This window comes from Xanthomonas sp. F4 (assembly GCF_011761895.1).
This window is the reverse complement of sequence record NZ_JAASQX010000008.1, coordinates 13,343-38,629: the sequence shown is the minus strand read 5'-3', so window position 1 is coordinate 38,629 and position 25,287 is coordinate 13,343. Positions and strand designations below refer to the sequence as shown.

General features: G+C 69.3%; 18 protein-coding genes and 1 pseudogene. 7 read left to right on the top strand and 12 right to left on the bottom strand.

The genetic code is table 11. From position 1 onward, the window contains the following. Positions 1–107: 107 nt before the first annotated feature. From FHR66_RS19300 to FHR66_RS19290, 3 genes are read right to left on the bottom strand one after another with little or no spacing between them, the layout of a single operon-like run. Positions 108–1,553, bottom strand: a complete 1,446-nt coding sequence (locus FHR66_RS19300) for an efflux transporter outer membrane subunit (protein WP_160968481.1) — start codon at positions 1,551–1,553, stop codon at positions 108–110. Positions 1,554–1,564: 11 nt separating this feature from the next. Next, positions 1,565–4,711: an efflux RND transporter permease subunit gene (locus FHR66_RS19295; protein WP_160968457.1), complete on the bottom strand. Its 3,147-nt coding sequence runs from the start codon at positions 4,709–4,711 to the stop codon at positions 1,565–1,567. A gap of 9 nt (positions 4,712–4,720) precedes the next feature. After that, complete coding sequence (locus FHR66_RS19290; RefSeq protein ID WP_160968455.1) at positions 4,721–5,944, bottom strand: efflux RND transporter periplasmic adaptor subunit; 1,224 nt, start codon at positions 5,942–5,944, stop codon at positions 4,721–4,723. A 160-nt stretch (positions 5,945–6,104) separates the two neighbouring features. Here FHR66_RS19290 and baeS point away from each other — a divergent pair, with 160 nt between their 5' ends. Both baeS and FHR66_RS19280 read left to right on the top strand, forming a co-directional pair. Beyond that, positions 6,105–7,481 (top strand): sensor histidine kinase efflux regulator BaeS, encoded by a 1,377-nt coding sequence (gene baeS, locus FHR66_RS19285; protein ID WP_160968453.1) that lies wholly within the window; start codon positions 6,105–6,107, stop codon positions 7,479–7,481. Continuing rightward, positions 7,478–8,161: a response regulator gene (locus tag FHR66_RS19280; protein ID WP_160968451.1), complete on the top strand. Its 684-nt coding sequence runs from the start codon at positions 7,478–7,480 to the stop codon at positions 8,159–8,161. The genes baeS and FHR66_RS19280 overlap by 4 nt, the downstream gene beginning before the upstream one ends. Positions 8,162–8,271: 110 nt before the next feature. On the opposite strand, the gene purU is transcribed toward FHR66_RS19280, so the two are convergent. The 5 genes and pseudogenes from purU to FHR66_RS19255 form a co-directional block, all read right to left on the bottom strand. Further along, entirely contained in the window at positions 8,272–9,123 is an 852-nt protein-coding gene (gene purU / locus FHR66_RS19275; RefSeq protein WP_160968449.1) for a formyltetrahydrofolate deformylase, read from the bottom strand. Between the two features lie 385 nt (positions 9,124–9,508). Continuing rightward, positions 9,509–9,949, bottom strand: coding sequence for an XVIPCD domain-containing protein (locus tag FHR66_RS19270; protein WP_043093636.1), 441 nt, complete (start codon positions 9,947–9,949; stop codon positions 9,509–9,511). Positions 9,950–10,072: 123 nt separating this feature from the next. Beyond that, on the bottom strand, positions 10,073–10,951 hold the full coding sequence (locus FHR66_RS19265; RefSeq protein ID WP_160968447.1) for an NAD(P)-dependent oxidoreductase: 879 nt from the start codon (positions 10,949–10,951) through the stop codon (positions 10,073–10,075). A 58-nt stretch (positions 10,952–11,009) separates the two neighbouring features. Then, positions 11,010–12,107, bottom strand: a complete 1,098-nt coding sequence (locus tag FHR66_RS19260) for an oxidoreductase (RefSeq protein WP_160968445.1) — start codon at positions 12,105–12,107, stop codon at positions 11,010–11,012. Positions 12,108–12,194: 87 nt separating this feature from the next. Continuing rightward, positions 12,195–12,370 (bottom strand): annotated as a pseudogene (locus tag FHR66_RS19255) (NAD-dependent protein deacetylase); the annotation flags it as partial. A gap of 288 nt (positions 12,371–12,658) precedes the next feature. Here FHR66_RS19255 and FHR66_RS19250 point away from each other — a divergent pair. Continuing rightward, positions 12,659–13,975 (top strand): hypothetical protein, encoded by a 1,317-nt coding sequence (locus FHR66_RS19250; protein ID WP_167088046.1) that lies wholly within the window; start codon positions 12,659–12,661, stop codon positions 13,973–13,975. A 262-nt stretch (positions 13,976–14,237) separates the two neighbouring features. On the opposite strand, the gene FHR66_RS19245 is transcribed toward FHR66_RS19250, so the two are convergent. After that, positions 14,238–15,098 (bottom strand): NAD-dependent protein deacetylase, encoded by an 861-nt coding sequence (locus FHR66_RS19245; protein WP_160968441.1) that lies wholly within the window; start codon positions 15,096–15,098, stop codon positions 14,238–14,240. Between the two features lie 239 nt (positions 15,099–15,337). On the opposite strand from FHR66_RS19245, the gene FHR66_RS19240 reads away from it, so the two are divergent. Further along, positions 15,338–16,078: a response regulator gene (locus FHR66_RS19240; protein ID WP_160968439.1), complete on the top strand. Its 741-nt coding sequence runs from the start codon at positions 15,338–15,340 to the stop codon at positions 16,076–16,078. On the opposite strand, the gene FHR66_RS19235 is transcribed toward FHR66_RS19240, so the two are convergent. After that, entirely contained in the window at positions 16,059–17,459 is a 1,401-nt protein-coding gene (locus tag FHR66_RS19235) for an ATP-binding protein (RefSeq protein ID WP_160968479.1), read from the bottom strand. The two genes, FHR66_RS19240 and FHR66_RS19235, sit on opposite strands and share 20 nt — an antisense overlap. A gap of 135 nt (positions 17,460–17,594) precedes the next feature. Between FHR66_RS19235 and FHR66_RS19230 the strand changes: the two genes are divergently transcribed. Together FHR66_RS19230 and FHR66_RS19225 are read left to right on the top strand one after the other, a co-directional pair. Then, a complete protein-coding gene (locus FHR66_RS19230) occupies positions 17,595–19,955 on the top strand; it encodes a YadA-like family protein (protein ID WP_167088044.1) in 2,361 nt (786 codons plus the stop codon). A 64-nt stretch (positions 19,956–20,019) separates the two neighbouring features. Continuing rightward, positions 20,020–21,969, top strand: coding sequence for a S8 family serine peptidase (locus FHR66_RS19225; RefSeq protein ID WP_160968435.1), 1,950 nt, complete (start codon positions 20,020–20,022; stop codon positions 21,967–21,969). A 37-nt stretch (positions 21,970–22,006) separates the two neighbouring features. Here FHR66_RS19225 and FHR66_RS19220 read toward each other — a convergent pair whose 3' ends face one another. Together FHR66_RS19220 and FHR66_RS19215 are read right to left on the bottom strand one after the other, a co-directional pair. After that, a complete protein-coding gene (locus tag FHR66_RS19220; RefSeq protein ID WP_160968433.1) occupies positions 22,007–22,387 on the bottom strand; it encodes a VOC family protein in 381 nt (126 codons plus the stop codon). A gap of 32 nt (positions 22,388–22,419) precedes the next feature. Next, a complete protein-coding gene (locus tag FHR66_RS19215) occupies positions 22,420–23,682 on the bottom strand; it encodes an MFS transporter (RefSeq protein WP_202394853.1) in 1,263 nt (420 codons plus the stop codon). Positions 23,683–23,772: 90 nt separating this feature from the next. Between FHR66_RS19215 and FHR66_RS19210 the strand changes: the two genes are divergently transcribed. Beyond that, complete coding sequence (locus FHR66_RS19210; protein ID WP_160968429.1) at positions 23,773–24,678, top strand: LysR family transcriptional regulator; 906 nt, start codon at positions 23,773–23,775, stop codon at positions 24,676–24,678. Positions 24,679–25,287: the final 609 nt, after the last annotated feature.

Sequence of the window (25,287 nt, the reverse complement as noted above, 5' to 3'; positions counted from 1 at the left end):
ATTCGCTCGGCGTGCGGCTTTTTGTAGGAGCGGCTTCAGCCGCGACGGGCGTTGTAGGTCATGCCTGTCGCGGCTGGAGCCGCTCCTACGGTGGTGCGGGGAATACGCTAACGCGCCGCATCCGCCACGGCCTCGCGGCTCTGCGCATCGGCGCCGCCGCCGAGCACCTTGTACAGGGTGACACGGTTGCCGGCCTCGCTCAGCCGCAGGGTGATCAGGTCCTGCTGCGCGGAGTACAGCGAGCGCTGCGAATCCAGCGCATCCAGGTAGCTGTCCACGCCGTTGCGATAGCGCGCGTCGGCCAGGGTGTAGCTGCGCTGGGTGACGTCGACCAGGGCGCGCTGTGCGTCCATGCGTTCGTCCAGCTGCGCGCGCGTGACCAGCGCATCGGCCACTTCGCTGAAGGCGCTCTGGATGGCCTTCTCGTAGCTGGCGACGTTGACGTCGCGGGTGATCCGGGCCACGTCCAGTTCGGCCTTGAGCGCGCCGGCGCGGAAGATCGGCACGCTGATGCTGGGCACGAACGACCAGATGCGGTTGCCGGCATCGAACAGGCTGGACAGCGCGGTGCTGCTGCGCCCGGTGGAGGCGGTCAGCGAAATGGTCGGGAAGAATGCCGCGCGTGCCGCCCCGATGTCGGCGTTGGCCGACTTCAGCGTGTGCTCGGCGTACAGCACGTCCGGGCGCTGCAACAGCACGCGCGATTCCAGTGGCGCCGGCAGCGGCGCCAGCGCCACGCCGCCCTCCAGCGCGCCGGCCTGCGGCAGGGCATCGGCCGACACCGGTGCGCCGACCACCAGGTCCAGGGCATTGCGCGAGGTGGCCAGTTGCGTGGTGTAGCTGGCCACGTCGGCACGCGCGCTTTCCACGCTGGTCTGCACCTGCGCCAGGTCCAGTCCGGAGGCGATGCCTTCGCGGTGCCGCGCCTCGGTGAGCGCCAGGGTCCGCCGCTGGCTGTCCAGGGTCTGCTGCGCCAACGCCAGGCGCTGCTGGTCGGCGGCCACGGCCAGCCAGTCGGCGGCGACCTCGGCGACCAGGCTCATGCGCGTGCTGCGCTGGGTCTGCGCGGTGGCCAGGTAGGTTTCCAGGGCTTCGTCCTTGAGGCTGCGGATGCGTCCGAACAGGTCCAGCTCCCAACTGCTGATGCCCACGTCGGCCGCATAGGTTCGCGCGACGTCGGAGCGCCCGCTGCTGCTGGTCGACGCGCTGCTGCGCGAGGCGCTTTGGCTGCCGCTCAGGCTCACCGACGGGAACAGGTCCGCGCGCTGGATGCGGTACTGCGCACGCGCCTTGTCGATGTTGAGCACCGCCACGCGCAAGTCGCGGTTGTTGTCCAGCGCCTGCGCGATCACCTGCTGCAGGCGCGGATCGAGGAACACCTGGCGCCAGTCCAGGGTCGCGACGTTGGCGCCGTCGCCAGCGGCGCCGCTGCCGCTGTCGGCGAAGGTGGCCGGCACCGGCGCGTCGGGACGCGCGTAGCTCGGCGCCAGGCTCGCGCAGCCGGCGAGCAGGCCGGCGCAGGCCAGCGCCAGCGCCAGCGCCGAGCGGGCCAGGGTCACGGGGGTCACGGGTTCGCCTCCTGCAGTTGCGCCGGTTCCGGTTCGGCACGCTTGCCGGGGAACAGACTGCGCACGATCACGTAGAACAGCGGCACGAAGAAGATGCCGAGCATGGTCGAGATCAGGGTGCCGCCGAGCACGCCGGTGCCCAGCGAATGGCGGCCGCCGGAGCCGGCGCCGCTGCTGACCACCATCGGCAGTACGCCGAGCATGAACGCCAGCGAGGTCATCAGGATCGGACGCAGGCGCATGCGCGCCGCGTGCAGGGTGGCGTCGATCAGCGGCTGGCCCTTCTCTTCCAGCTCCTTGGCGAACTCCACGATCAGGATGCCGTTCTTGGCTGCCAGGCCCATCGTCGCCAACAGGCCGACCTGGAAGTAGATGTCGTTGGACAACCCACGCAGCCACGTCGCCAGCAGCGCGCCGACGATGCCCACCGGCACCGCCAGCATCACCGAGATCGGGATCGACCAGCTCTCGTACAGCGCGGCCAGGCACAGGAACACGAATACCAGCGACACTGCGTACAGCATCCAGGTCTGCGTGCCGGCGGCCTGCTCCTGGTAGGACATGCCCGACCAGGCATAGCCGACGTCCTTGCCGAGCTTGCCCACCAGCGCGGCGATGCCATTCATCGCCTCGCCGGAACTGATGCCGCTGGCGGCACTGCCGGTGATTTCCATCGACTCCACGCCATTGAACCGGCTCAGCACCTGCGGCGCATACGCCCACTGGCTGCCGGAGAAGGCCGAGAACGGCACCATCTCCGCGCTGCTGTTGCGCACGTACCAGCGGCCGATGTCGGCGGGCAGCATGCGGGCGGACGGCTCGCCCTGCACGTACACGCGCTTGACCCGGTTGTTGTTGAGGAAGTCGTTGACGTAGCTGCCGCCCATCACCGTGGCCAGCGTGGCGTTGATGTCCGAAGCGCTCAGGCCCAGCGCGCCGGCCTTGGCGTCGTCGATCTGCACCCGGTAGGTCGGTGCGTCTTCCAATCCGTTGAAGCGCACCGCGCTCAGCTCCTTGTCGGCGTTGGCCGACTGCAGCAGCTGCTGGCGCGCGGTGACCAGCGCGTCATGGCCCTTGCCGGCCACGTCCTGCAGTTCCAGGGTGAAGCCGGACGTGGTGCCCAGGCCGTTGATCGCCGGCGGCGACAGCGCGAACACCTGCGCATCCGGCAGCGTGCCCATCATCGCGCCGGTGATGCGATTGGCGATCTCCTGCGCCGAGGCGCCGCGCTCGGCCCAATTCTTGAGCTTGATGAAGCCCATGCCCGAATTCTGGCTGCTGCCGGCGAAGCTGAAGCCGGTGATGGTCATCATGCCGGCCACCTCCGGCTGCTTGAGGATGAAGCCGGTGGCCTGGTCGATCGACTGCTGGGTGCGTTGCTGGGTGGCGCCGGCCGGCGTGGTGAACATCACCATCAGCATGCCCTGGTCCTCATCGGGCAGGAACGAGCTGGGCAGGCGCCAGAACAGCAGCGCCATCACCGCGAGCAGCACCAGATAGACCAGTCCGCCCAGTTTGCGGTGGCCGATCAGCTTGCCCACGCCGCGGCCGTAGCCGTCGGCGCCCCGGTCGAAACGGGTGTTGAACCAGCCGAAGAAACGCCCGAGCCAACCCTTGCGCGACACGTGCCCGCCGCGCGCGATCGGCTTGAGCAGGCTGGCGCACAGCGCCGGACTCAGGGTCAGCGCCACCAGCAGCGACAGCAACATCGCCGCGGCGATGGTCACCGAGAACTGCCGATAGATCTCGCCGGTGGCGCCGCCGAAGAACGCCATCGGCAGGAACACCGCGGTCAACACCAGGGCGATACCGACCAGCGCGCCGGAGATCTGCCCCATCGAGGTGTAGGTCGCCTGCCGCGGCGACATGCCGTCCTCGCTCATCAGGCGCTCGACGTTCTCCACCACCACGATGGCGTCGTCGACCAGCAGGCCGATCGCCAGCACCATCGCGAACATGGTCAGCGTATTGATCGAATAGCCGAGCAACGCCAGCACACCGAAGGTGCCCAGCAGCACCACCGGCACCGCGATCACCGGCACCAGCGTGGCCCGCCAGTTCTGCAGGAACAGGTACATCACCAGCACCACCAGCACGATCGCCTCGAGCAGGGTCTTGACCACTTCCTCGATGGAAATGCGCACGAATGGCGTGGTGTCGTAGGCGATCTCGTATTTGAGCCCGGTGGGGAAGTAGGGCTTGAGCTGTTCGAGCTTAGCTTCCACCGCCTTGGCCGCATCCAGTGCGTTGGCGCCGGTCGCCAGTTCCAGGCCCATGCCGGAGGCGGGCTTGCCGTTGTACTTGGAACTGGACGCGTAGGACCTGGAGCCCAACTCGATCCGCGCCACGTCGCGCAGGTAGACGGTGGCGCCGCCGGGCTGGGATTTCAGCACGATCGCCTCGAACTGCGCCGGCGTCTTGAGCTTGCTGCGCGAGGTGACCGTGGCGTTGAGCTGCTGGCCCTGCACCGCCGGCAACGCCCCCAGCGCCCCGGAAGAGACGTCGGCATTCTGTGCCGAGATCGCGTTGCTGACGTCCGACGGCATCAACGCGTAGGTCCGCAGCTTTTCCGGATCCAGCCATACCCGCATCGAATACTCGGAGCCGAACACGTTGACCCCGCCGACGCCGTTGAGCCGGCTGATCGGATCCTGCAGCGTGGACACCATGTAGTCGCCGATGTCGGTGCTGTCCATGCTGCCGTCTTCGGAGGTGAAGGCCAGCACCATGAACATGCTGCTGCCCATGGACTTGGTGACGGTCACGCCATTGCTCTGCACCGCCTCCGGCAGCATCGCCTCGCCTTGCGAGACCTTGTTCTGCACCTGTACCTGGGCAGTGTCCGGGTCGGTGCCGGAGTCGAAGGTCAGGGTGATCGAGGCGGTGCCGGCGGAGCTGCTGCTGGAGGACATGTACAGCAGGTGGTCCAGGCCGGTCATCTGCTGCTCAAGGATCTGCGTCACCGAGTTCTGCACGGTTTCCGCCGAAGCGCCGGTATAGGTGGCGCTGACGTTGATCGATGGCGGCGCGATGTCCGGGTACTGCTCCAGCGGCAGCGACAGGGTCGAAAGCGCGCCGGCCAGGGTGATCACGATCGCGATGACCCAGGCGAAGATGGGACGGTCGATGAAGAAGCGGGCCATGGCGGTTTCTCAGTCGGCCTTCGGAGCAGCGGCAGCGTTGCCCTGCGAGGCCGTCGTTGCAGTGGCGGCGGCATTGCCGGTCGCCGCGTTCTCGGTCACTTCCACCGCCTTGACCTCGGCGCCGACCGATACCTTCTGCAGGCCCTGCACGACGACCCGGTCGCCAGCCTTCAGTCCGTCGCGCACCACCCACTTGTCGCCGATCGCATCGCCGGTGGTCAGCACGCGCTGGGCGACCTTGTTGTCGCGGCCGACCACCATCGCCACCGCCTCGCCCTTGCTGTTGCGGCTGATCGCCTGCTGCGGCACGAGGATGGCCTGCTCGTCCACGGCCATCGACAGCATCGCCTTGACGTACATGCCCGGCAGCAGCAGGCGATCGGGATTGGGCACCACCGCGCGCAGCTTGACCGTGCCGGTGGCGGTATCGACCGCGGCATCCACCACCTCCAGCGTGCCGCCGCGCGCATAGGTGCTGCCGTCCTCCAGTTGCAGCTTCACTTCGGCCTTGCCGTCCACCGCCTTGAACTGGCCGGCGTCGAGCTGGCGGCGCAACTGCAGCAGTTGCGCGCTGGACTGGGTCACGTCCACGTACATCGGGTCGAGCTGGTTGATGGTGGCCAGCACCTCGCTCTGGCCGGCGCTGACCAGCGCGCCCGGCGTGTAGCTGGAGGTGCCGATGCGGCCGGAAATCGGCGCGGTGATGCGGGTGTAGTCGAGATTGATGCGCGCAGTCTGCAAGGCGGCCTTGGCCGCGACCACTGCCGCCTCGTTCGCGCGCAACGTGGCCACCGCATCGTCTCCGTCCTGCTTGCTGACCGCATCCAGCCCGACCAGGGTCTGGTAGCGCTGCGCCTTGGGCCTGGCCGACAACACCGCCGCCTCGGCCTGCGCAAGGTCGCCCTTGGCGGTGTCGTACGCGGCCTGGTACGTGGCCGGATCGATCTCGTACAGCACTTGCCCGGCGTGGACGTCCTGGCCCTCGGCGAACAGCCGCTTGCGCAGGATGCCGCCGACCTGCGGGCGCACGTCCGAGCTCATGTAGGCCACGGTACGGCCGGACAGGGTCTGATCCACAGCCAGGCGCTGCACCTTCACCGTCTGCACGCCGACCTGCGTCTGCGGCATCTGCGGCGGCGGCTTGGAGGAACACGCGGCCACGACCGTGGCGACGACGGCGAGCAGCAGCCAGCGCGAGGACGAAATGGAGAAACGACGGGCGACCGACGACATACGGCGAACTCACGGAAGATCCGAAGGTCGCCACGCTAGGACCCGAATGTGCAGCAAATTTGGAGATTGCCGGCGACAGCGTGGATTGGCTTGCTTTCCCCTGCCGCGGCGCGGCTAATACGCAGCATCAGCCGTTCCTGCGCCGCGCCGCGCCTCGCCGATGAAACTGGGCCTCACCGCCAAGCTGTTCCTCGCCATCCTCGCCGCCTGCGTGACGGTGCTGCTGATCAATGGCCTGGCCGTGCAGGCCTTCGTCAAACGCCAGTTCCTGGACTACCTCAACGAACAGGGCGTGGAGCGCATGCTGGAGGCCATGCCGCGGGTCAGGGCCGAGTACGCGCGGCACGGCAACTGGGAGTTCGTGCGCGACAACCCCGACGCCTGGTTCGGCATGATGCGCCCGGAGCCCCGCCCCAGCCTGCCGCTGCGGCCGCCGATTTCCGACCAGACCGGCGCGGTATTCCGCTTCGCCGTGCTCGACCAGGACTACAAGCCGGTGATCGGCAATCCCGATGTCGGGCGCGACGACATCCTGCGCCCGGTGGTGGTCGACGGCCGCACTGTCGGCTGGATGGCGATGCTGCCTTTCCAGAAGGCGCTGGCGGCGGCCGACGCGCGGTTCTACGCCGCGCAACAGCGCGCGTGGTGGGCGATCGGCGGCGCCTCGCTGCTGGTCGCCGCGCTGCTCGGCTGGCTGTTGTCGCGCACCATGCTGCGGCGCCTGCGCGGCCTGACCCGCGCCACCCACCTGCTGGCGGCCGGCGACTACGCCACCCGCATCGACGCGGCCGCGCGCGACGAACTCGGCCAACTCGCGCGCGACTTCAACCTGCTGGCGCAGGCGCTGGAGCACAACGAACGCGCGCGGCGCGCGTTCATGGCCGACATCTCGCACGAGCTGCGCACGCCGCTGGCGGTGCTGCGCGCCGAACTGGAAGCGCTGCAGGACGGCATCCGGCCGATGACGTCGGACTCGCTGGGTTCGCTGCATCAGCAGATCGGCCAACTCGGCAAGCTGATCGAGGATCTGTACGACGTGTCGCTGACCGACGTCGGTGCGCTCGCCTATCGGCGCGCGCCGGTCGACCTGGCGGTGATCCTGGCCACCGTGCTGAACGGCATGCGCGCGCGCTTCGCCACAGCGCGGCTGCAGCTGCAGGAGCAGATCCAGGCCGGCCCGCTGCCGGTGGACGGCGACGAACGCCGTCTGCAGCAACTGCTCGGCAACCTGCTGGAGAACACGCTGCGCTACACCGACGCTGGCGGCGTCGTGCAGGTGCGCTGCGCGCGCCGCGACGCGGTGCTGGAACTGGTGGTGGAGGACAGCGCGCCGGGCGTGGAGGCGGACAAGCGCGCGCGCCTGTTCGAACGCTTCTACCGCGCCGAGGCGTCACGCAACCGCGCCAGCGGCGGCAGCGGCCTGGGCCTGGCGATCTGCCGCAACATCGCCGAGGCGCATGGCGGTGCGATCGATGCCGACGCCTCCGCGCTTGGCGGATTGCGCGTGGTGTTGCGTTTGCCGGCGCTGGCGGCATGAGCGGCCTGGACCCGATCGGGCACGTGCTGATCGTCGAGGACGAACCGCGGCTGGCGGCGGTGATGGGCGAGTACCTGCACGCGGCCGGCTATTCGCACGACTGGATCGCCGATGGCGCGCAGGCGCTGGGCGCATTCCGCGCGCAAAAGCCGGACCTGGTGTTGCTGGACCTGATGCTGCCCAATCGGGATGGGCTGGAACTCTGCCGTGACCTGCGCAAGGAAAGCACGGTGCCGGTGATCATGGTCACCGCGCGGGTGGAGGAGATCGACCGCCTGCTGGGCCTGGAGATCGGCGCCGACGACTACATCTGCAAACCGTTCAGTCCGCGCGAGGTGGTGGCGCGGGTGCAGGCGGTGCTGCGCCGCCATCGCCACGATCCCAATGGCGCGCCGGCGCCGGGCCTGCAGATCGACGAGGACGCCTGCCGCGCCAGCGTGCACGGCCGCGCCCTGGACCTGACCCAGGTCGAGTTCCGCCTGCTGCGCACCCTCGCCGCCGCCCCGGGCCGCGTGTACTCGCGCGAGCAGCTGATGGACCGGCTCTACGTCGACCACCGCATCGTCACCGACCGCACCGTCGACAGCCACGTCAAGAACCTGCGCCGCAAGCTTGCCGACGCCGGTGTCGCGGATTGGGTGCGGTCGGTGTACGGGGCCGGTTATCGCTTCGAGCCGTGATTGGGGATTCGGGATTGGAGATTCGCAAAAGCGGCTTGGCTGATCACCGTTGCGATTGCAGCGCTGCCGGCTTTGGCGAATCCCCCAATCCCGAATCCCCACTCCCCGCCTCACCGAAACACGACCGTCCGATGCCCGTTGAGCAGGATGCGATGCTCGACGTGGCGGCGCACGGCGCGGGCCAGCACCTGCGACTCGGTGTCGCTGCCCAGGCGCACCAGCTCGCGCGGGGTCATGGCGTGGTCTACGCGGGCCACGTCCTGTTCGATGATCGGGCCTTCGTCCAGGTCACCGGTGACGTAGTGCGCGGTGGCACCGATGATCTTGACCCCCCGTGCGTGCGCCTGGTGGTACGGCTGCGCGCCCTTGAAGCTAGGCAGGAAGCTGTGGTGGATGTTGATCGCGCGTCCGGCCAGCGCCACGCACAGCGTCGGCGACAGGATCTGCATGTAGCGGGCCAGCACCACCAGGTCGATGCGTTCGCGTTCGACCAGCGCCAGCAACTGCGCTTCCTGTTCGGCGCGATTGGCGGCGCTCACCGGCAGGTGATGGAACGGCACGCCGTAGGAACCGGCCAACGCGGCGAAATCGGGATGGTTGGAAGCCACCGCAGCGATGTCGACCCGCAACTGCCGGCTATGCGCGCGGAACAGCAGGTCATTGAGGCAGTGGCCCTGCTTGCTGACCAGCACCAGCAGGCGGGCACGGCGGCGTGCGTCGTGCAGTTGCCAGTCCATCGCGTAGTCGGCGGCCAGGGGCTCCAATTGCAGCTTCACCGCGGCGGCGACGCCGTCGGCGGGTACGTCGAAATGCACGCGCAGGAAGAAGCGGCCGCTCTCCTCGTCGCCGAACTGCTGCGCATCGAGGATGTTGCAGCCGTGTTCGAACAGCAGGCCGCTGACGCGGAAGACGATGCCGGTACGGTCCGGGCAGGACAGGGTCAGGATGTAGTCGGGGCGCATCCGCCGATGATAGGGGAAAGGGCGGGAGGGGATTGGGGATTGGAAAATCGGGAATCGGGAATCGGAAATCGGAAATCGGGAATCGGGAATCGGGAATCGGGAATCGGGACAGCCGACCACGGAAAGGCGGAAGGTCAACTGTCATGCAGCGACGACCGAAGAAGCCTGCACAGAACGGCGCTTCCTTCTCCCACCGGGAGAAGGTGCCCCGAAGGGGCGGATGAGGGTGCGGGCGAAGCCTGCATCGCCAGATCAGTGCGGGCGCTTCGCGCCCCCGGACCCTCACCCCAACCCCTCTCCCGGGGGGAGAGGGGCTCGGCCTCCTTATCCTGAAAATCCCGTCTAGGCTGACGTCGCGCCGATGACATTGCTCACGCGCCAGCGCTCACTCCGGGCGCAGGCGCAGCGCCAGGCGGCGGTTGACCTTTTCCAGGCGCGCCAACGAATCCTCCACCGACATGCCCACCGCTTCGTGGGTGGTGATGTGCGCGCGCAGGTGCGCCGGATCGTCCAGGTCGCCGCGCACCAAGAACACGTTCTCGCCATCCTCCACGTCGCCGATCTCGCGGCTAAGTACCACGTGGTCGACCTGGTCGAAGCCGTACTCCTTGGCCAGCGGCAGCAGCCTCGCCACCATGCGCTCGCTGATCGCGTCCGGCGCGCGGCCGCAGGCGGCGTCCAGCGCGTGCACGCCCTCGCGGATCTGCGCGTACAGGAGGTGATCGGGATGGTCCGGATGATCGGGGCCGGGCACGGCCTCGCGCACCACCGCGCGCGGTGGCTGGATCGGGGCTCTGTCGCCGGGATCGGACGAATTCGGACTCATGGCATCCTCCTGTGATGCGCCAGCAAATCGCCGCACCTTAGCGGCAAGCGTGCGCCAGGCTCAAGCGGGCACGCAGTGTGCGGCATGCCCCGCCAAGGTCCGCTGAAGATCCGTTGGCCTCGCTCAGCCCTGCCCGGCGCGGCGCGCGGCGACCTTGGCCAGCGCCGCCCAGTCCAGGTCGCCGTCGCCGTGCGCGATCGCCTCGATGAAGGCATCGCGCAGCACCGCCGCCAGCGGCATCGGCACGTTTCTGGTCTCGCCGGCGTTCAGCGCCAGGCGCACGTCCTTCAAGCCCAGCGTGGCCTTGAAGCCGGCCGGGCTGTAGCGCTGCTCGGCGATCATGCCGCCGTAGGTCTGGTAGGCCGGCGCGGCGAACACGGTGCTGGTGAGCATGTCGAGGAAGTCGGCCGCCTCCACGCCATGCCCACGCACCAGCGCCGACGCCTCGGCCATGGTGCCGATGGCGCTGGCCAGGCACAGATTGGCGGCGAGCTTGACCGCGTTGGCCTGTTCCGGCGCGGCGCCGAAGTACCAGGTCTTGCGCCCGATGACATCGAGCAAGGGCTGCACCCGCGCCAGCGCCGCGGCGTCGCCGGCGGCGAGCAGGTTGAGCTGGCCGGCCGCGGCCACCTCGACCCGGCCCAGCACCGGCATCGCCAGGTAGGCGACGCCGCGCTCGGCATGCAGCGCGTGCAGTTCGCGCGCCAGTGCCACCGAGATGGTGGCCATGTTGACGTGCACGCTGCCGGCGGTGAGCGCGTCCAGCGCACCGCGATCGAGCAGGGTCTCGCGCACCGCGGTGTCGTCGGCCAGCATCGAGAACAGCACCGGCCCGCGCACCGCGTCGACCGGTTGCGTGGCGAGTTGTGCACCGGCTTCGAGCAGGGGCTGCGCCGCCGCGGCGCTGCGGTTCCAGACCGTCAGCGCATGGCCGGCGCGCAGCAGGTTGAGCGCGATCGGCTGGCCCATCGTGCCCAGGCCGAGAAATCCAATCGTCGTCATTGCATGCTCCCTGAAGAAATCGAAATGGAGGCCGCCACCAGCGCGCGCGGCGCGCCGGTCAGGCGTCGAACACGCCGCGCGCCGCATGCGGCTCGCAACGCAGGTACTGCGGCGACGGCCGCAGCCGCGCGCCCAGCGCGGCGGCCGCATGCCATGGCCAGCGCGGATCGTAGAGGATGCCGCGAGCCAGCGCGATGGCGTCGGCGCGGTCCTCGGCGAGGATGGCCTCGGCCTGCTGCGGCTCGGTGATCAGGCCCACCGCGATCACCGGCATGCGCACCGCGCGGTGCAGGGCCTCGGCCAGTGGCACCTGGTAACCGGGCGCCACCGGAATGCGCTGGCGCCGGTCCAGCCCGCCGCTGGACACGTGCAGATAGTCGCAACCCTGCGCCTGCAGCGCCTGCGCCAGCACCTCGCTCTGCGCCAGGTCCCAACCGCCGTCGACCCAGTCGGTGGCGGAAATGCGCACACCCACCGCGATGCCGGGCGCCACGGCGGCGCGCATTGCCGCATGCACGCGCAGCAACAGGCGCATGCGGTTTTCCAGGCTGCCGCCGTAGGCATCGGCGCGCTGGTTGCTCAGCGGCGACAGGAACTGGTGCAGCAGGTAGCCGTGTGCGGCGTGCAGTTCAATCAACGCGAAGCCCAGGCGTTCGGCGCGTCGGGCCGACGCCACGAACGCGTCGACGATGGCGTCGATACCGGTCTGGTCCAGCGCCTGCGGCGGTGGGCCGTCGGCGGCGAACGCCTGCGCCGACGGCGCCACGGTCTGCCAGCCGTTCGGCTGGTCAGGGGCGATCGCGCCGCCGCCGTCCCAGGGCTTGCGCGTGGACGCCTTGCGCCCGGCATGCGCGAGCTGGATGCCCAGCGGCATCGGCGACCAGCGTCGCACCGAACGCAACACCGTGGCCAGCGCCGCCTCGGTGGCGTCGTCCCACAGGCCCAGGTCGGCGTAGCTGATGCGTCCACGCGACTCCACCGCCGTCGCTTCCAGGATCAACAGACCGGCGCCGGACTGCGCCAGCTGGCCCAGGTGCTGCACGTGCCAGTCGCTGGCACGGCCGTCCTCGGCGGAGTACTGGCACATCGGCGCGATCACGATGCGGTTGGACAACGACAGCGGCCCGAATGCGAGGGGCGAGAACAACTGACTCACGATAGGGATCCATAAAGACGCCGCGCGCGGCGCAGGAGACGGCCATTGCACTCCTGCCACGCGGCGCGATCAACCACTGCCGGTGGATCAGTTCGTGCCGGGATTGGGAACGCGCGCCGCCGCCGGCAACAGAAAGGCCAGCGCCTGCGCGCACGGCTGTTCCACCTTCAGGCTGGGCAGGTCGTCGCCGCGGGGACGACCCAGGTTGACCGCGACGATCGGCAGGCAGGCCTTGGGGCAGCCTGCACGAAGCGGAAGCCGGATGGACCATCGGCGCCTAGCCCACCACCAGCATCGCGCAGCCTGCTGCAGATAAGCGGCGCTCCAGTTCACGCCATCGGGCTCAAGGCATTGAATATCGCCCGCAACGCACACTTGCGCTGCAGAGCCCATTCCGCCTTCGTGCCAGACAAGCCGAGGCCCACCCCTCATCGGAAATTTCGGCTGGATACGGCGCTTGCATTCGGCCATGACAACGAGATCGCATCAAGTCGACGACACGCTTCAGGCAACGGAAGGCCGTGTAAAATGCGTCGCCGCCACCGCACCGCATGACCAGCCTCATCCGAACACCGGAACCCTTGGTGACGTTTGCTATCGTTAGGCCGATCCAGAACAACAATTCCCTTCATACAAGAGCATGTAGCGCCATGGAAAAGGCAATGGTTGGTGCGATGAAGTGTGGTGCTTACGGAATAGCGTTGGGGATGCTGCTTTTTGCGCAGGCCGCCCATGCAGCGAGCGAATGCGAGCAAAACTACAGTTCATCTCCCGGCTCCAATGGCGGCGTTATCCACCAGAGTTTCGTTGGACTGTACGGCGCCGACAAGACTGCAGTGACATCCAATCTTGCGGCCATGGCAAAGAGACAGAAGTTTCAACTCATCCAAGGCCCCTCCATTCTCGAAGACGGCCTCATCACCATGGTCTACGCACAGGAAGCATCCGCGACCGCACGCGGCTTTCCTGTTGTCATGATGGTCGCACCCGACACTGATGCGGCGGTCATCTCCTTCGAATTGCCCAAAGGCATGACCGCGCCCGATGCGAAAGGCAGCGTCTGTTCGTTCTTTGCTGACGCAAAATTGGATGGACAGCCTGTAAATGCCAGCCGACGCAATGCCGCTCGCAATTCCGCACTCGCCAAACCACTGCTGGCCGCGCTGAATGGCGGCATGAGTGCAGACGAGGCCGCCAAGGCATCGGTGACCGCCAAGCGAGAAACAGCGGTCGTCAGCGCTGGTGACGACCGCGGTGCCGCGCCTGAAATCGCCGACCGCCGCAAGGTCGTCGCGCCCAAGGCGACATACACCCCCACAGACGCGGATACGCGCCTGCAGTCCGAAGGCAGCTCGACGATCAAGGGCTTCACGTGCGGGCGGGTAATGACGGCAGGTGGTTCCCAATTCCAGACGACGCCGAATCAGGGAATCATGCTTTTCCCGTACACGCCCTATCTGAAGGAAGCGATCGACCTGATCGATGCCAACCGCAACAAAGGCGCAAAAGTGCGGGTTGACGTAGATAAGCGCGCGTTTGCGTCAGGCCTTGCGGGCAAGACGAACGCCAATGGCGAGTTCATGTTCACCCGGATCAAGCCAGGGCGTTACATCGTCATGGCGCTCTTCCATGGCGAAGCCACCAGTTACATCACAACGCCGCAGTCGCAGTACGACCAAAGCACGAGAACGATTTACCAATGGACGGAGCACGAAAGAGTCGACACGTCGTCCAGCGACATCCTGCAGGCCGACGTCACGATCAACCGCGACGGCGAAGTGATCGACGGCGTGGTGGTGAAGCCGACGGGCAATGGCCGGCTCCTCCCTGTGTTGAACGGCGTATGCAAGTGGCATCACGCCGAATAGGCCACAGGCCTGGATCCCGATGCTTTAGCCATGCCCGGCACCTGGTGCCAGCTGTCGGCCGGTATCAGAATCCGATCGTGGGCGTTCAGTAGGCTCGCGGCTGTTCCCGGCACGCCGACATACGCCGAAAACGGCAGCGCGCGCCGATGCGTAGCGAGCATGGGTGCGCCTCGCCGGTAGAGCCGACGTGCTGCAGGACACTACTGGGCTGGATCGCCCCGTCTGGATCGCGAAAGTACAGCGACAGGATCGGCCGGAGCGGTCAGGCGGCCGGGCGCGGCAGCAGGAAGGCCAGCGCCTGCGCGCACGGCTGTTCCACCTTCAGGCGCAGCAGGTCGTCGCCACGGGTGCGGCCCAGGTTGACCGCGGCGATCGGCAGCCCGGCCTTGGCCGCGGCCTGCACGAAGCGGAAGCCGGAATAGACCATCAGCGACGAGCCCACCACCAGCACCGCGTCGGCGCGCTGCAGATGCGCGAAGGCGCTGGCCACGCGCTCGCGCGGCACGTTCTCGCCGAAGAACACCACGTCCGGCTTCAGCACGCCGCCGCAGCGCGTGCAGGCCGGCACCACGAAGCTGGCGAAGTCCTCGCCCTCCAGGTCGGCATCGCCGTCGGGTGCCGGTGCGGCCTGCAGCGTCGCCCACTGCGGGTTGTGCTGCAGCAGATGCTGCTGGAACGCCTCGCGCGGCATGGGCCGCTCGCAGCCCATGCAACGCACCACGTCCAGGCGCCCATGCAGGTCGATGGTGGCGCGGCTGCCGGCGGCCTGGTGCAGGCCGTCCACGTTCTGGGTCAGCAGCACTTCCACCTGGCCGCGCGCTTCCAGTTGCGCCAGCGCGGCATGGGTGGGATTGGGTCGCGCATGGCCGAAGCGCGGCCAGCCGAGCAGGCTGCGCGCCCAGTAGCGCTGCCGCGTCGCCAGCTCGCCCATGAAGGCCTGATAGGTCACCGGCTGCGCCCGCTTCCAGTCGCCGGCGGCATCGCGGTAGTCGGGAATGCCCGAGTCGGTGCTGCAGCCGGCGCCGGTCAGCACGAACAGGCGCCGATGGCGGTCGACGAACGCTTCCAGCGCGGAAGACGCGGCCTGCGCGGACGCGGCGTGATCCTGCAGCAACTGCGACATCGTGGCGGTCCCGGACGTGGTGGAGGTGCGCGCCGATGGCGCGACGCCTTCCTATCTTGGGCGCGCACCGCGGCAACGCAAGTCCGGGCCGCCACGGCCGCTGAAGCGTTGCCCGCGCATTGAAAGCCCGTTGGAAACTGGCTACTGTCCGGGACGCGGCAGGATGCTCAGCGGTCACGGCGTCCTCGACGCCGTACGCTGCTGTGTGAGGAATGCCGTCCCTTCGCCGATTCCGCCTCGTGAGCCGCGCTTCCGATTCCAGCCCGTCCCCGCTCGCCGCCACTGCCAACGCCCTGCTGCGGGTGGCGTTGCTGGAGGACGACGATGTGCTGCGCGACCGCGTGCTGTTGCCGGGATTGCTGCGCCACGGCTTCGAGGCCACCCCGCTGCGCACCGCGCAGGCGCTGTGGGCGGCGCTGGAGGCGCAGCGTTTCGACCTGATCGTGCTCGACATCGGCCTGCCCGACAGCGACGGCTTCACCCTGACCCAGCAACTGCAGGAACGCCGCCCCGGCATGGGCATCGTCATCCTCAGCGGTCGCGGCGAGCAGCCGGATCTGGTACGCGGGCTGGTGCAAGGCGCGGATGCGTACCTGATCAAGCCGGTGCAGATCGAGATCCTCGCCGCCACCTTGTTCAGCGTGGCCCGGCGCATGCTGCGGCCGAGCGCGCCGGCCAGCGAGGAATGGCAGCTGCAGGACGATGGCTGGTGCCTGTTCGCGCCGGACGGGCAGGCGGTGCCGTTGACCGCGTCCGAACGCAAGGTGCTGCAGAGCCTGTGGCAGGCGCGCGGGCGGCTGGTCAGCCGCGAGGCATTGATCGGCATGCTCGGCGGCAATGCCGGGCTGGAGATCGACCCGCACCGGCTCGACGCGTTGCTGCATCGCTTGCGGCAAAAGGTGCAGGAGCGCACCGGTAGCGCGTTGCCATTGCGTGCGGTGCGCGGCGAAGGCTATCTGCTCATGCCGCAGGAACGCTGAGCCCGGCCAGCGGCAGGCGCAGCACGAAACAGCTGCCGGCGCCGGGCGCGCTGCGCACCTGCAGGCTGCCATGCGCCTGTTGCGCCATCTCGAACGCCACCGCCAGGCCGAGTCCGGTGCCCTGCCCCGCCGGCTTGGTGGTGAAGAACGGCTCGAAGATCTGCCGTTGCACGGCCTCGCTCATGCCCACGCCGGTATCGGCAATGGCGATGGCGACGGCCTCGCCATCGCGGTGCAGCTGCAGCGAAAAGCAGCCGCCGCTGGGCATCGCGTCGCGCGCGTTGGCGGCGAGGTTGAGCAATGCCAGGTCGAAACGGCTGCGGTCCAGGAACACCGGTGCCGGCTCGGCGGCCAGGTCCAGCCGCACCTGCACCGTGGGGCCGAACAGTTGCCGCAGCATCGGCTGCAAACTGCGCAGCGCTTCGCCGGCGTCGAAGCGCTCGGGCACGCTGGCCTCGCGGCGACTGAAGCTGAGCAGCTTGCGGCTGACCGACACGCCGCGCTGCGCGGCCAGGGCCACGCCTTCCAGCGCCTCGGCCAGCAGCAGCGCATCGCGCGGCGGGTGATAGTCCAGCTCGTGCACGCAATGGCGCTGCTCGGTGTAGCCGAGGATCGCGCTGAGGATGTTGTTGAAGTCGTGCGACACGCCGCTGGCCAGTTGTTCGACCAGCTCGATCTTCTGCAGATGCAGCAGCCGCTGCTGGGCCTGCGTGCGTTCGCGCATCTCCACGCGCAGGCGCGCGGCGCTGCGGCGCGCACGCCACAGGCTCTCGCGCAGCGCGGCGACGGTGCGGTCCAGCACCAGGGTGATCATCAGGTAGCTCAGCGCCAGCGACGGCAGGTTCTGGAACGGGCTGCGGTTGCCGTGCGGGTCCTGGCCCCAGGGGCTTTCCATGCCCAGCCAGAAGATCAGCGGGATGCACAGGTACACCAGCCACAGCGCGCGGCGCCCGATCACCAGCGCGGCCAGGGTCAGCATCATCATCGGATACGGATCGAAGGCCTGCAGTTGGTAGCCGAAGGCCAGGTTGGCGGCGACCGCCGAGCACAGCACCACCGCGATGAACGCAGCGGCGGCCTGTTTGAGCAGGCCGCGACGGATCATCCAGACCCCGCCCCAGGCTGCGGCGGCGATCGCCGCATCGGTGCCGACATCCACCGCCAACTGCACCGCACTCATCTCGATGCGCGGCGCGGTCAGCAGGTGATACAGCTTGTTGAGCGGAATCTCGCTGCCCAGGAACACGAACAGCACCTGCAGTGCGGGCGCGTTGCGCCGGTCCAGCGGGTCGGTGATCGGCACCCGGCGCAGCCACAGCGAGAGGCGCCGCCACAGCCGCGAAGCCAGCGCGACCGGCGGAGAGTGCGCACCCCATCTCACCCAGACTCCCATGTCGGTGAGTCTACCGTGAGGAAGGCGTGAATCTGCGTGCATTGAAGGGGTGGCGCCCTTGCGGCCTTAATCGGGCCTGACTCGTTGTCGGGACGACGCTCCCGACCCAGCCCGGAGCCGACCATGCCTCTTCTGCTTACCGCTTTGCGCACCGGTGTGCGCCCGCTGTCGCCAACTTCGTCCATCCTGCCGCAGGCGTCTGACGGTCTGTTGACCGCCGCGTTGCTGCTCGCGCTGAGCCTGCCCGCGAGCGCCTTCGCCGCCACGGCGCCGGCTGCGACCACGCAGCCGCAGCCACACGCACAGGCGACGTACAGCGGTACTGCCGCCGCGGCCGCCAGCACCGAGACCGACAGCGCCGAGGCCGCGCCCCAGGATGCCACCACCCAGGACGTGCAACCGGGCAGCCAGAACACCGCCCGTTATTTCCTGGCCGAAGGCTTGAACGACGGCAGCGACTACGCCAGCGCCGCTGGCCTGCGCGCGGTGGCGATGGGCGCCCGCGCCGATGCCTCCGGCGCCTTCGCCGTCGCCATCGGCCACCACACCGTCGCCTCCGAGAGTGCCGCCATCGCCATGGGCGACGGCGCGGTCGCCAGCGGCACCTCGGCGATCGCGATCGGCGGCAGTTTCTTCGGCAGCACCTATGGCGACTCGGCCGGAGCGCAGAGCACCGGCTTCGGCTCGCTGGCCCTGGGCACCGCCGCCACCGCGACCGCCGACTCCGCCAGCGCGCTGGGCTGGAACGCCAGCGCCACCAGCGGCGGCGCCACGGCGGTGGGCTCGACCTCCGCGGCCACCGGCGAGTACGCCACCGCCAGCGGTTCCTCCACCACCGCCAGCGGCGTGCAGTCCAGCGCGTTCGGCTACGCGGCCAATGCCGGCGGTACCGGCGCCATCGCCACTGGCGGCTACAGCGTCGCTTCCGGCTTCTTCGGCGTGGCGATGGGCTATTCCGCCACCGCCAGCGGCGACGGCGGCATCGCGATCGGCGACAACGCCGCGGCGGCCGGCCAGCAGAGCGTGGCGATCGGCGCCAGCAATGCCGGCGTGCCGGCGCAGTCCAACGGGCTGGGCGCGGTCACCGTCGGCGCTGGTGCCTGGGCACTGTCCGACTACGGCACCGCGCTGGGCTTCGATAGCCATGCCGATGCCGACTACAGCATGGCGCTGGGCGCCTCGGCGGTGGCCACCAGCAGCCATGCGCTGGCGGTGGGCGCGACCTCCTTCGCCGACGGGCAGGACGCCAGTGCGTTCGGCTCCGTCGCCAGCGCCAACGCCATCGGCGCCACCGCGCTCGGCAGCGGCGCCACCGCGCTGACCGCGGGCAGCGTCGCGCTGGGCTACAACAGCGCCGCCACCGGCATCAACAGCGTGGCCATCGGCGCCGGTTCGATGGCCGACCGCGACAACGTGGTGGCGTTCGGCAACGACGGCGCGCTGCGCCAGCTCACCTACGTCGCCGCCGGCACCGCCGACACCGATGCGGTCAACGTGCTGCAGTTGCGCAGCATCGCAAGCGCGCTCGGCGCCGGCAGCGCGGTCGGCGGCGATGGCAGCTTCAACGGCGGCAGCTATCTGATCCAGGGCCGCAGCTACGGCACGGTCGGCTCGGCGCTGTCGGCGCTGGACGGTGCGCTGTCGTCGCTGGACACCCGTGTCGGCAGCGGTGCCGGCGGCGTGGCGGTGGGCGGCGGTGCCGAGGGCGGCCCCAGCGTCGGCGCCGGCACCAACGCGGTGGCAGTGGGCGCGCAGGCCACCGCCAACGGCCAGAACGGCACGGCGATCGGTTCCAATGCGCTGGCCTATGGCCCCAACGACACCGCGCTAGGCGGCAACGCGCAGGTCAATGCCGACGGCAGCACCGCGGTCGGCGCCAACGCCAGCATCAGTGCCAGCGCCACGAATGCGGTGGCGGTGGGCGAAAGCGCCACGGTCACTGCGGCCTCCGGCACCGCCATCGGCCAGGGCGCCTCGGTCTCGGCGACCAACGCCGTGGCCATCGGCCGCGGTTCCTCCGCCACCCGTGCCAACACCGTCTCGGTGGGCAGCGCCGGCAACGAACGGCAGATCAGCAACGTCGCGGCCGGCAGCGCCGCCACCGATGCGGTCAACGTCGCGCAGATGCAGGCCGGCGACAGCGCCACCCTCAGCAGCGCCAACGCCTACACCGACAGCCGCATGGCGGGGTGGGACGACAACCTGACCAAGCTGCGCAACGACACCGACCAGCGCTTCCAGCACCTGGACCGGCGCATCGACCGGATGGGCGCGGTTAGCGCCGCCTATGCCGGCATGGCGGTCAACACCTCCGGCCTGGCCGGAGCCAATCGCGTCGGCGTCGGCGTCGGTTCGCAGGGCGGCGAAAGCGCACTGGCCGTCGGCTACCAGCGCGCGATCGGCAACCGCGCCAGCGTCTCGCTCGGCGGCGCCTTCTCCGGCAGCGAGAAGAGCGTGTCCGCCGGTGCCGGCTTCAGTTGGTGACGCGCGCAGCGCATCCCGTCACGCCTCCCACTCCGCCTCCCCGCTCTTCTGCAGAGACACCGCCATGACGTCCACCGCACCGTTCTCCCGCAACCTGCTCGCCCTGTCGCTGGGCCTGGCGCTCGCCGGCACCGCGCAGGCGCAGTCCGCCCCGCGCTTCTCGACCCTGGCCCAGGCCACGCCCGGGCAATCCACGGTCTACGATGGCCTGATCGTGACCTACCGCGACGGCAGCAGCGCACGCCGCGATGCCAACGCTGCAGCCAGCACGCTCAACCAGGCCGCGCGCAGCAGCGCCGGCACCTGGGCCAGCACCTATCGGCAGAGCGTGCCAGCGCTGAGCCGGGTGCGGCGGCTGGCCACCGGCGCCGACCTGGTGCGGCCCAACCGCGCGCTGAGTCCTTCGCAGCTGGAGACGCTGATGACCAGCCTGCGCGCCGACCCCGCGGTGGCGCACGTCGAGCCGAACCTGATCCTCAAGCCGGTGCGCAGCACCGCGCAGGCCACGGCCAGTGCCGTCGCCGCGCCCAACGACCCGGGTTACGAGGTGCAATGGCACCTGCGCACGCCCGACGGCCACCTGGAAACGCTGGCGCCGGAGACCACCGGCTACGCCAACCGCGGCGGCATCGACCTGCTGCCGGCCTGGCAGTACGGCACCGGCCAGGGCGTGGTGGTGGCGGTGATCGACACCGGCATCACCGCGCATCCGGATCTGGACACGTCGCTGGCCAACGCCGGCTACGACTTCATCAGCGATGCGCTGATGTCCGGCCGCGCCAGCAACGGTCGCGCGGCCGGCGGCTGGGATACCGGCGACTGGACCACCGACGACAAATACCTGGTCGCCAACGGCGGCTGCGCGCAGCCGAACGAACAGAGCGACAGCTCCTGGCACGGCACCCACGTCGCCGGCACCATCGCCATGCGCACCAACAACGGCATCGGCATGGCCGGGATCGCGCCGGACGCGAAGATCCTGCCGATCCGCGCGCTCGGTCACTGCGGCGGCACCACCGCCGACATCGCCGATGCCATCGTGTGGGCGTCCGGCGGCCATGTCGACGGCGTGCCCGACAACACCAACCCGGCCGAAGTGATCAACATGAGCCTGGGCGGCGGCGGCAGCTGCGCGCAGGATTCGGTGACCGCCAACGCCATCTCCAGCGCCATCGCGCGCGGCAGCGTGGTGGTGGTGGCCGCTGGCAACGACAACGCCGACGCCGCGGCCTATTCGCCGGCCAGTTGCCCGGGCGTCATCAACATCGCGGCCACCGGCATCACCGGCGGCCGCGCGTACTACTCCAACTACGGCAACACCATCACCCTGTCGGCGCCCGGCGGCGGCGTCTACGCCAACGATGCGTCCAGCGGCTCGGGATCGGTACGTACCGGTCTGGTCTGGTCCACCCTCAACAAAGGCACCCATGGTCCGGACCAGCCTACCTACGCCGGCTATGCCGGCACCTCGATGGCCTCGCCGCACGTGGCCGGCGTGGTCGCGCTGGCGATCAGCGCTGCGATCAGCGCCGGCCGGCCGGTGCCGACGAGCGCGCAGATGCGCGACATCCTGACCCAGACCTCCAACGTGTTCCCGGTCAAGCCGACGCTGCGCATCGGTGCCGGCATCCTCAATGCCGGCAAGGCGGTGGCGCGCGCGGCCGGCGCCAGCGGCGGCGGCGAGGAAGCCACCGCCACTCCGATCGCACGCGGCACGCAGAGCAAGCTGTCCGCCGCGGCCGGCCAGGGCACGCTGTACCGCCTGGACGTGCCCACCAACGCGCGCAACCTGCAGATCCGCACCCTCGGCGGCAGCGGCCAATTGCGGCTGTACGTGCGCGCGGTGCGCGCGCCCAGCGCCGACGGCAGCGACGCCGACTACAGCTCGGTGCGCAACGGCACCACGCAGAATGTGCAGATGGCGGTGCCGGCCACCGGCAGCTACTTCTTCCGCCTGGTCGGCGGCAGCGGCGGCTACGCCAACGTGACCCTGTCGGTGAGCTACTCGGAGTGAGCGCACGACGCGGGCGCGGCCACGGCGGCGCCCGCGGTCACGACGGGTTGGCGACCTCGATCAGGTTGCCGTCCGGGTCGCGGAAATACAGCGACAGGATCGGGCCGGTGGCGCCGGTGCGTTGCACCGGCCCGTCCTCGATCGGCACGGCGGCGGCCTGCAGTTCCTCGGCCACCTGCGCCAGTGGCGTGGTGGTGAGGAAGCACAGGTCGCTGGAACCGGGCGTGGGCACGCGCGCCTTCGGCTCGAATTCGCGGCCGGCGGCATGCAGGTTGATCTTCTGCCGGCCGAACGCCAGCGCGGTGCGGCCTTCGCCGAAGCGCTGCACCTGCATGCCGAGCACACGCGTGTAGAACGCGCAGCTGGCCTCGATGTCGGCGACGGTGAGAACCAGATGGTCGAGGTGGTCGATCTGCATTGCGGATCCTCGTTGGCTGATGGCGGCGCGGCTCACTCGCCGCGCGGCGGATGCGGCCCGAAGCGGCCGTAAGGGCGGCTGTCGTCGGCGCCGCGGTGCAGCACCTGCGCGGCGACCAGGCCGATGCCCAGCAGGACCAGACAACAGGCGACCAGCGCATTCCAGCCGCCGTGCTGCCAGGCCGCGCCGCTGAGCGAGCCGATCACGCTGGCGCCGGCGTAGTAGGCCAGCAGGTACAGCGAGGCGGCATGGCTCTTGTGCTGGCCGCCCAGGCGTCCGACCCAGGCACTGGCCGCCGAATGCGCGACGAAAAAGCCGATGGTCAGCAGCACGATGCCGGCGATGATCGGCACCAGCGCATGCGCCAGGGTCAGCGCCACGCCCAGCGCCGCGGTGGTGATGCCGGCCAGCACCACCGGGCCGCGGCCGAAGCGATCCGACGCCGCGCCGGCGACCGACGAGGACACGATGCCGAACACGTAGGCGCTGAAGATCAGGCCGAGCTGGCTCTGGCTCAGTCCGAACTCCGGCCCGCCCAGGCGGAAGCCGGCGTAGTTGTAGACGCTGACGAACACGCCCATCGCCAGGAACGGGATCGCGAACAGCCACGGCAGATGGCGATCGCGCAGGTGCCCGCCCCAGGCGCGCAGGTGGAAGCGCAGGTTCACGCCCTGGCGGCGAACGAAGTGCCGCGACGGCGGCAGCAGCAGGACGAAACCGATCGCGACCAGCAGATCCACCACGCTCAGTGTGCCCAGCGCGATGCGCCAGTCGAAATGGTCGGTGAGCATGCTCATGCCGATACGGCCGACCATGCCGCCGAAAGCATTGCCGGCCACGTACAGCCCGGTCGCCGCGCCGAGCCGGTTCGCCGGCAGTTCCTCGGCCAGGTACACCATTGCCACCGCCGGCACGCCGCCCAGGGCGATGCCGGACAGCGCGCGCACCACCACCAGGGAACCCCAGTGCGGCAGGCACGACGCCAACAGGTTGAGCAGCGCCGCCAACGCGATCGACACGAACATCAGGCCGCGCCGGCCCAGCGTTTCCGACACCGCGCCGGCGCAGAAGATCGCGATCGCCAGGCCGCCGGTGGCCAGCGACAGCGGCAGCGAACTGGTCGCGGCGCTGAGCCCGAACTCGTGCGCGAACTCGGGCAGCAACGGCTGCACGCTGTACAGCAGCGAAAAGGTGGCGAAGCCGGCAAGGAACAGGGCCAGGCGGATGCGCAGCAGCGGCGCATCGTCCACCGCCTGCACGGGCGGGCATTGGCTGGAAGCGTTCACGACGGACATCGTAGGAGTGGATGGAGGTGCAGTATTCTCCTGCGCCGACCCCACGTCCAATATATGATGCACCCACCCTCCATACGTGATGGATATGACGTGGAACTGCGCCATCTGCGCTATTTCCTGGCCGTGGCCGAGGTCGGCCATTTCACCCGCGCCGCGGCGCAACTGGGCATCCAGCAACCGCCACTGAGCCAGCAGATCCGCGCGCTCGAGGAGGAACTGGGCACGCCGCTGTTCGTGCGCACGCCGCGCGGCGCCGAGCTCACCGAAGCGGGGCACGCCTTCCGCACCGAGGCACGGCGCGTGCTGGCCGATCTGGAGCGCGCCAGCGAGGCGGCCCGGCGCGCCGCGCGCGGCGAAAGCGGCGTGCTGCGGCTCGGCTTCACCGCGTCGGCCGCATTCAATCCGGTCGTGCCCACGCTGGTGCGCGGCTTTCGCCGCGGCTGGCCGGCGGTGGCGTTGTCGTTGGAGGAAACCAATACTGCCGGCCTGCTCGCCGCGCTGCTGCAGGGCCGTCTGGATGCGGCCTTCATCCGCTACAGCGTGGTCACGCCGCCGGAACTGCAGTTGCTGAAGTTCCCCAACGAGCCGATGAAGATCGCGGTGCCGGCCGGGCACCGGCTGGCCAAGCGCAAGCGCGCGCCGCTGTCGGCCTTGGCCGGCGAACCCTTCATCCTGTTCCCGCGCAGCTTCGGCACCAGCCTGTACGACGAGATCCTCGACGCCTGCCGCCAGGCCGGCTTCGACCTGCGCATCGACCAGGAGGCGCCGCAGATGTCCTCCATCGTCAACCTAGTCGCCGCCGAACTGGGCGTGTCGGTGGTACCGGCCTCCACCACCCAGGTGCAGTTGCCCGGCGTGCGCTACCTGGACATCGAAGGCCGCGTGCCGATGGCGCGGCTGGCACTGGCCGCGCTACCGGCCACCGTGCAGACGATGCCGATCGTGCGCCACCTGTGGCAGTTGGCGCAGGGGCATGCGGCGGGCAGGCGTGGATAGGGGAGTGCTTCGCTCCCCTAGAGGGAATGTAGAAGTGACTTTAGCCGCGAGCTCTCCCCGTAGACGAGAGCAAAGGCTTTCGCCCTTTCGGGCGAGTTACTTTTCTTTGCTCGCGCAAAGAAAAGGTAACCAAAAGAAAGCGCGCCCTGCCTCGCGCCCTCCGCGCTACGCGCTCCGGGTCCGCGGATGCACCGGGGATTCGCGGAAGGGGCATCCTGCCCCTGCCGCGAACGGCGTACATCCATGTACGCCGCCCTTCGGGTTTTTCCCCGGTCCATCCGCCGCTGCGGAAGGGAACCCGGTAAGTCAAAAGCCAAAGCAACATCAACATCAACATCAACAGCAAAAGCAAAAGCAAAAGCAGAAGCAGAAGCTATTGCGGATACAGCGCATGCATACGTCATTGCACTGGTGATGCGCCTGCCTAGGCGCACGCCGGCACAGCCGCCTATACGCCACGCACAACCGCGCCTGCAGCTTCTTCCGGAACCAGGGTGATTGCGTGTCCACCACGATCAACAGCCGACATGGGCCGCCACGTGCAGCGCATTCGCTGGCGGACACTGCAATGACGCAGGTGTGCGCAGCAGTCGCAGTCGCCTCGGCCTT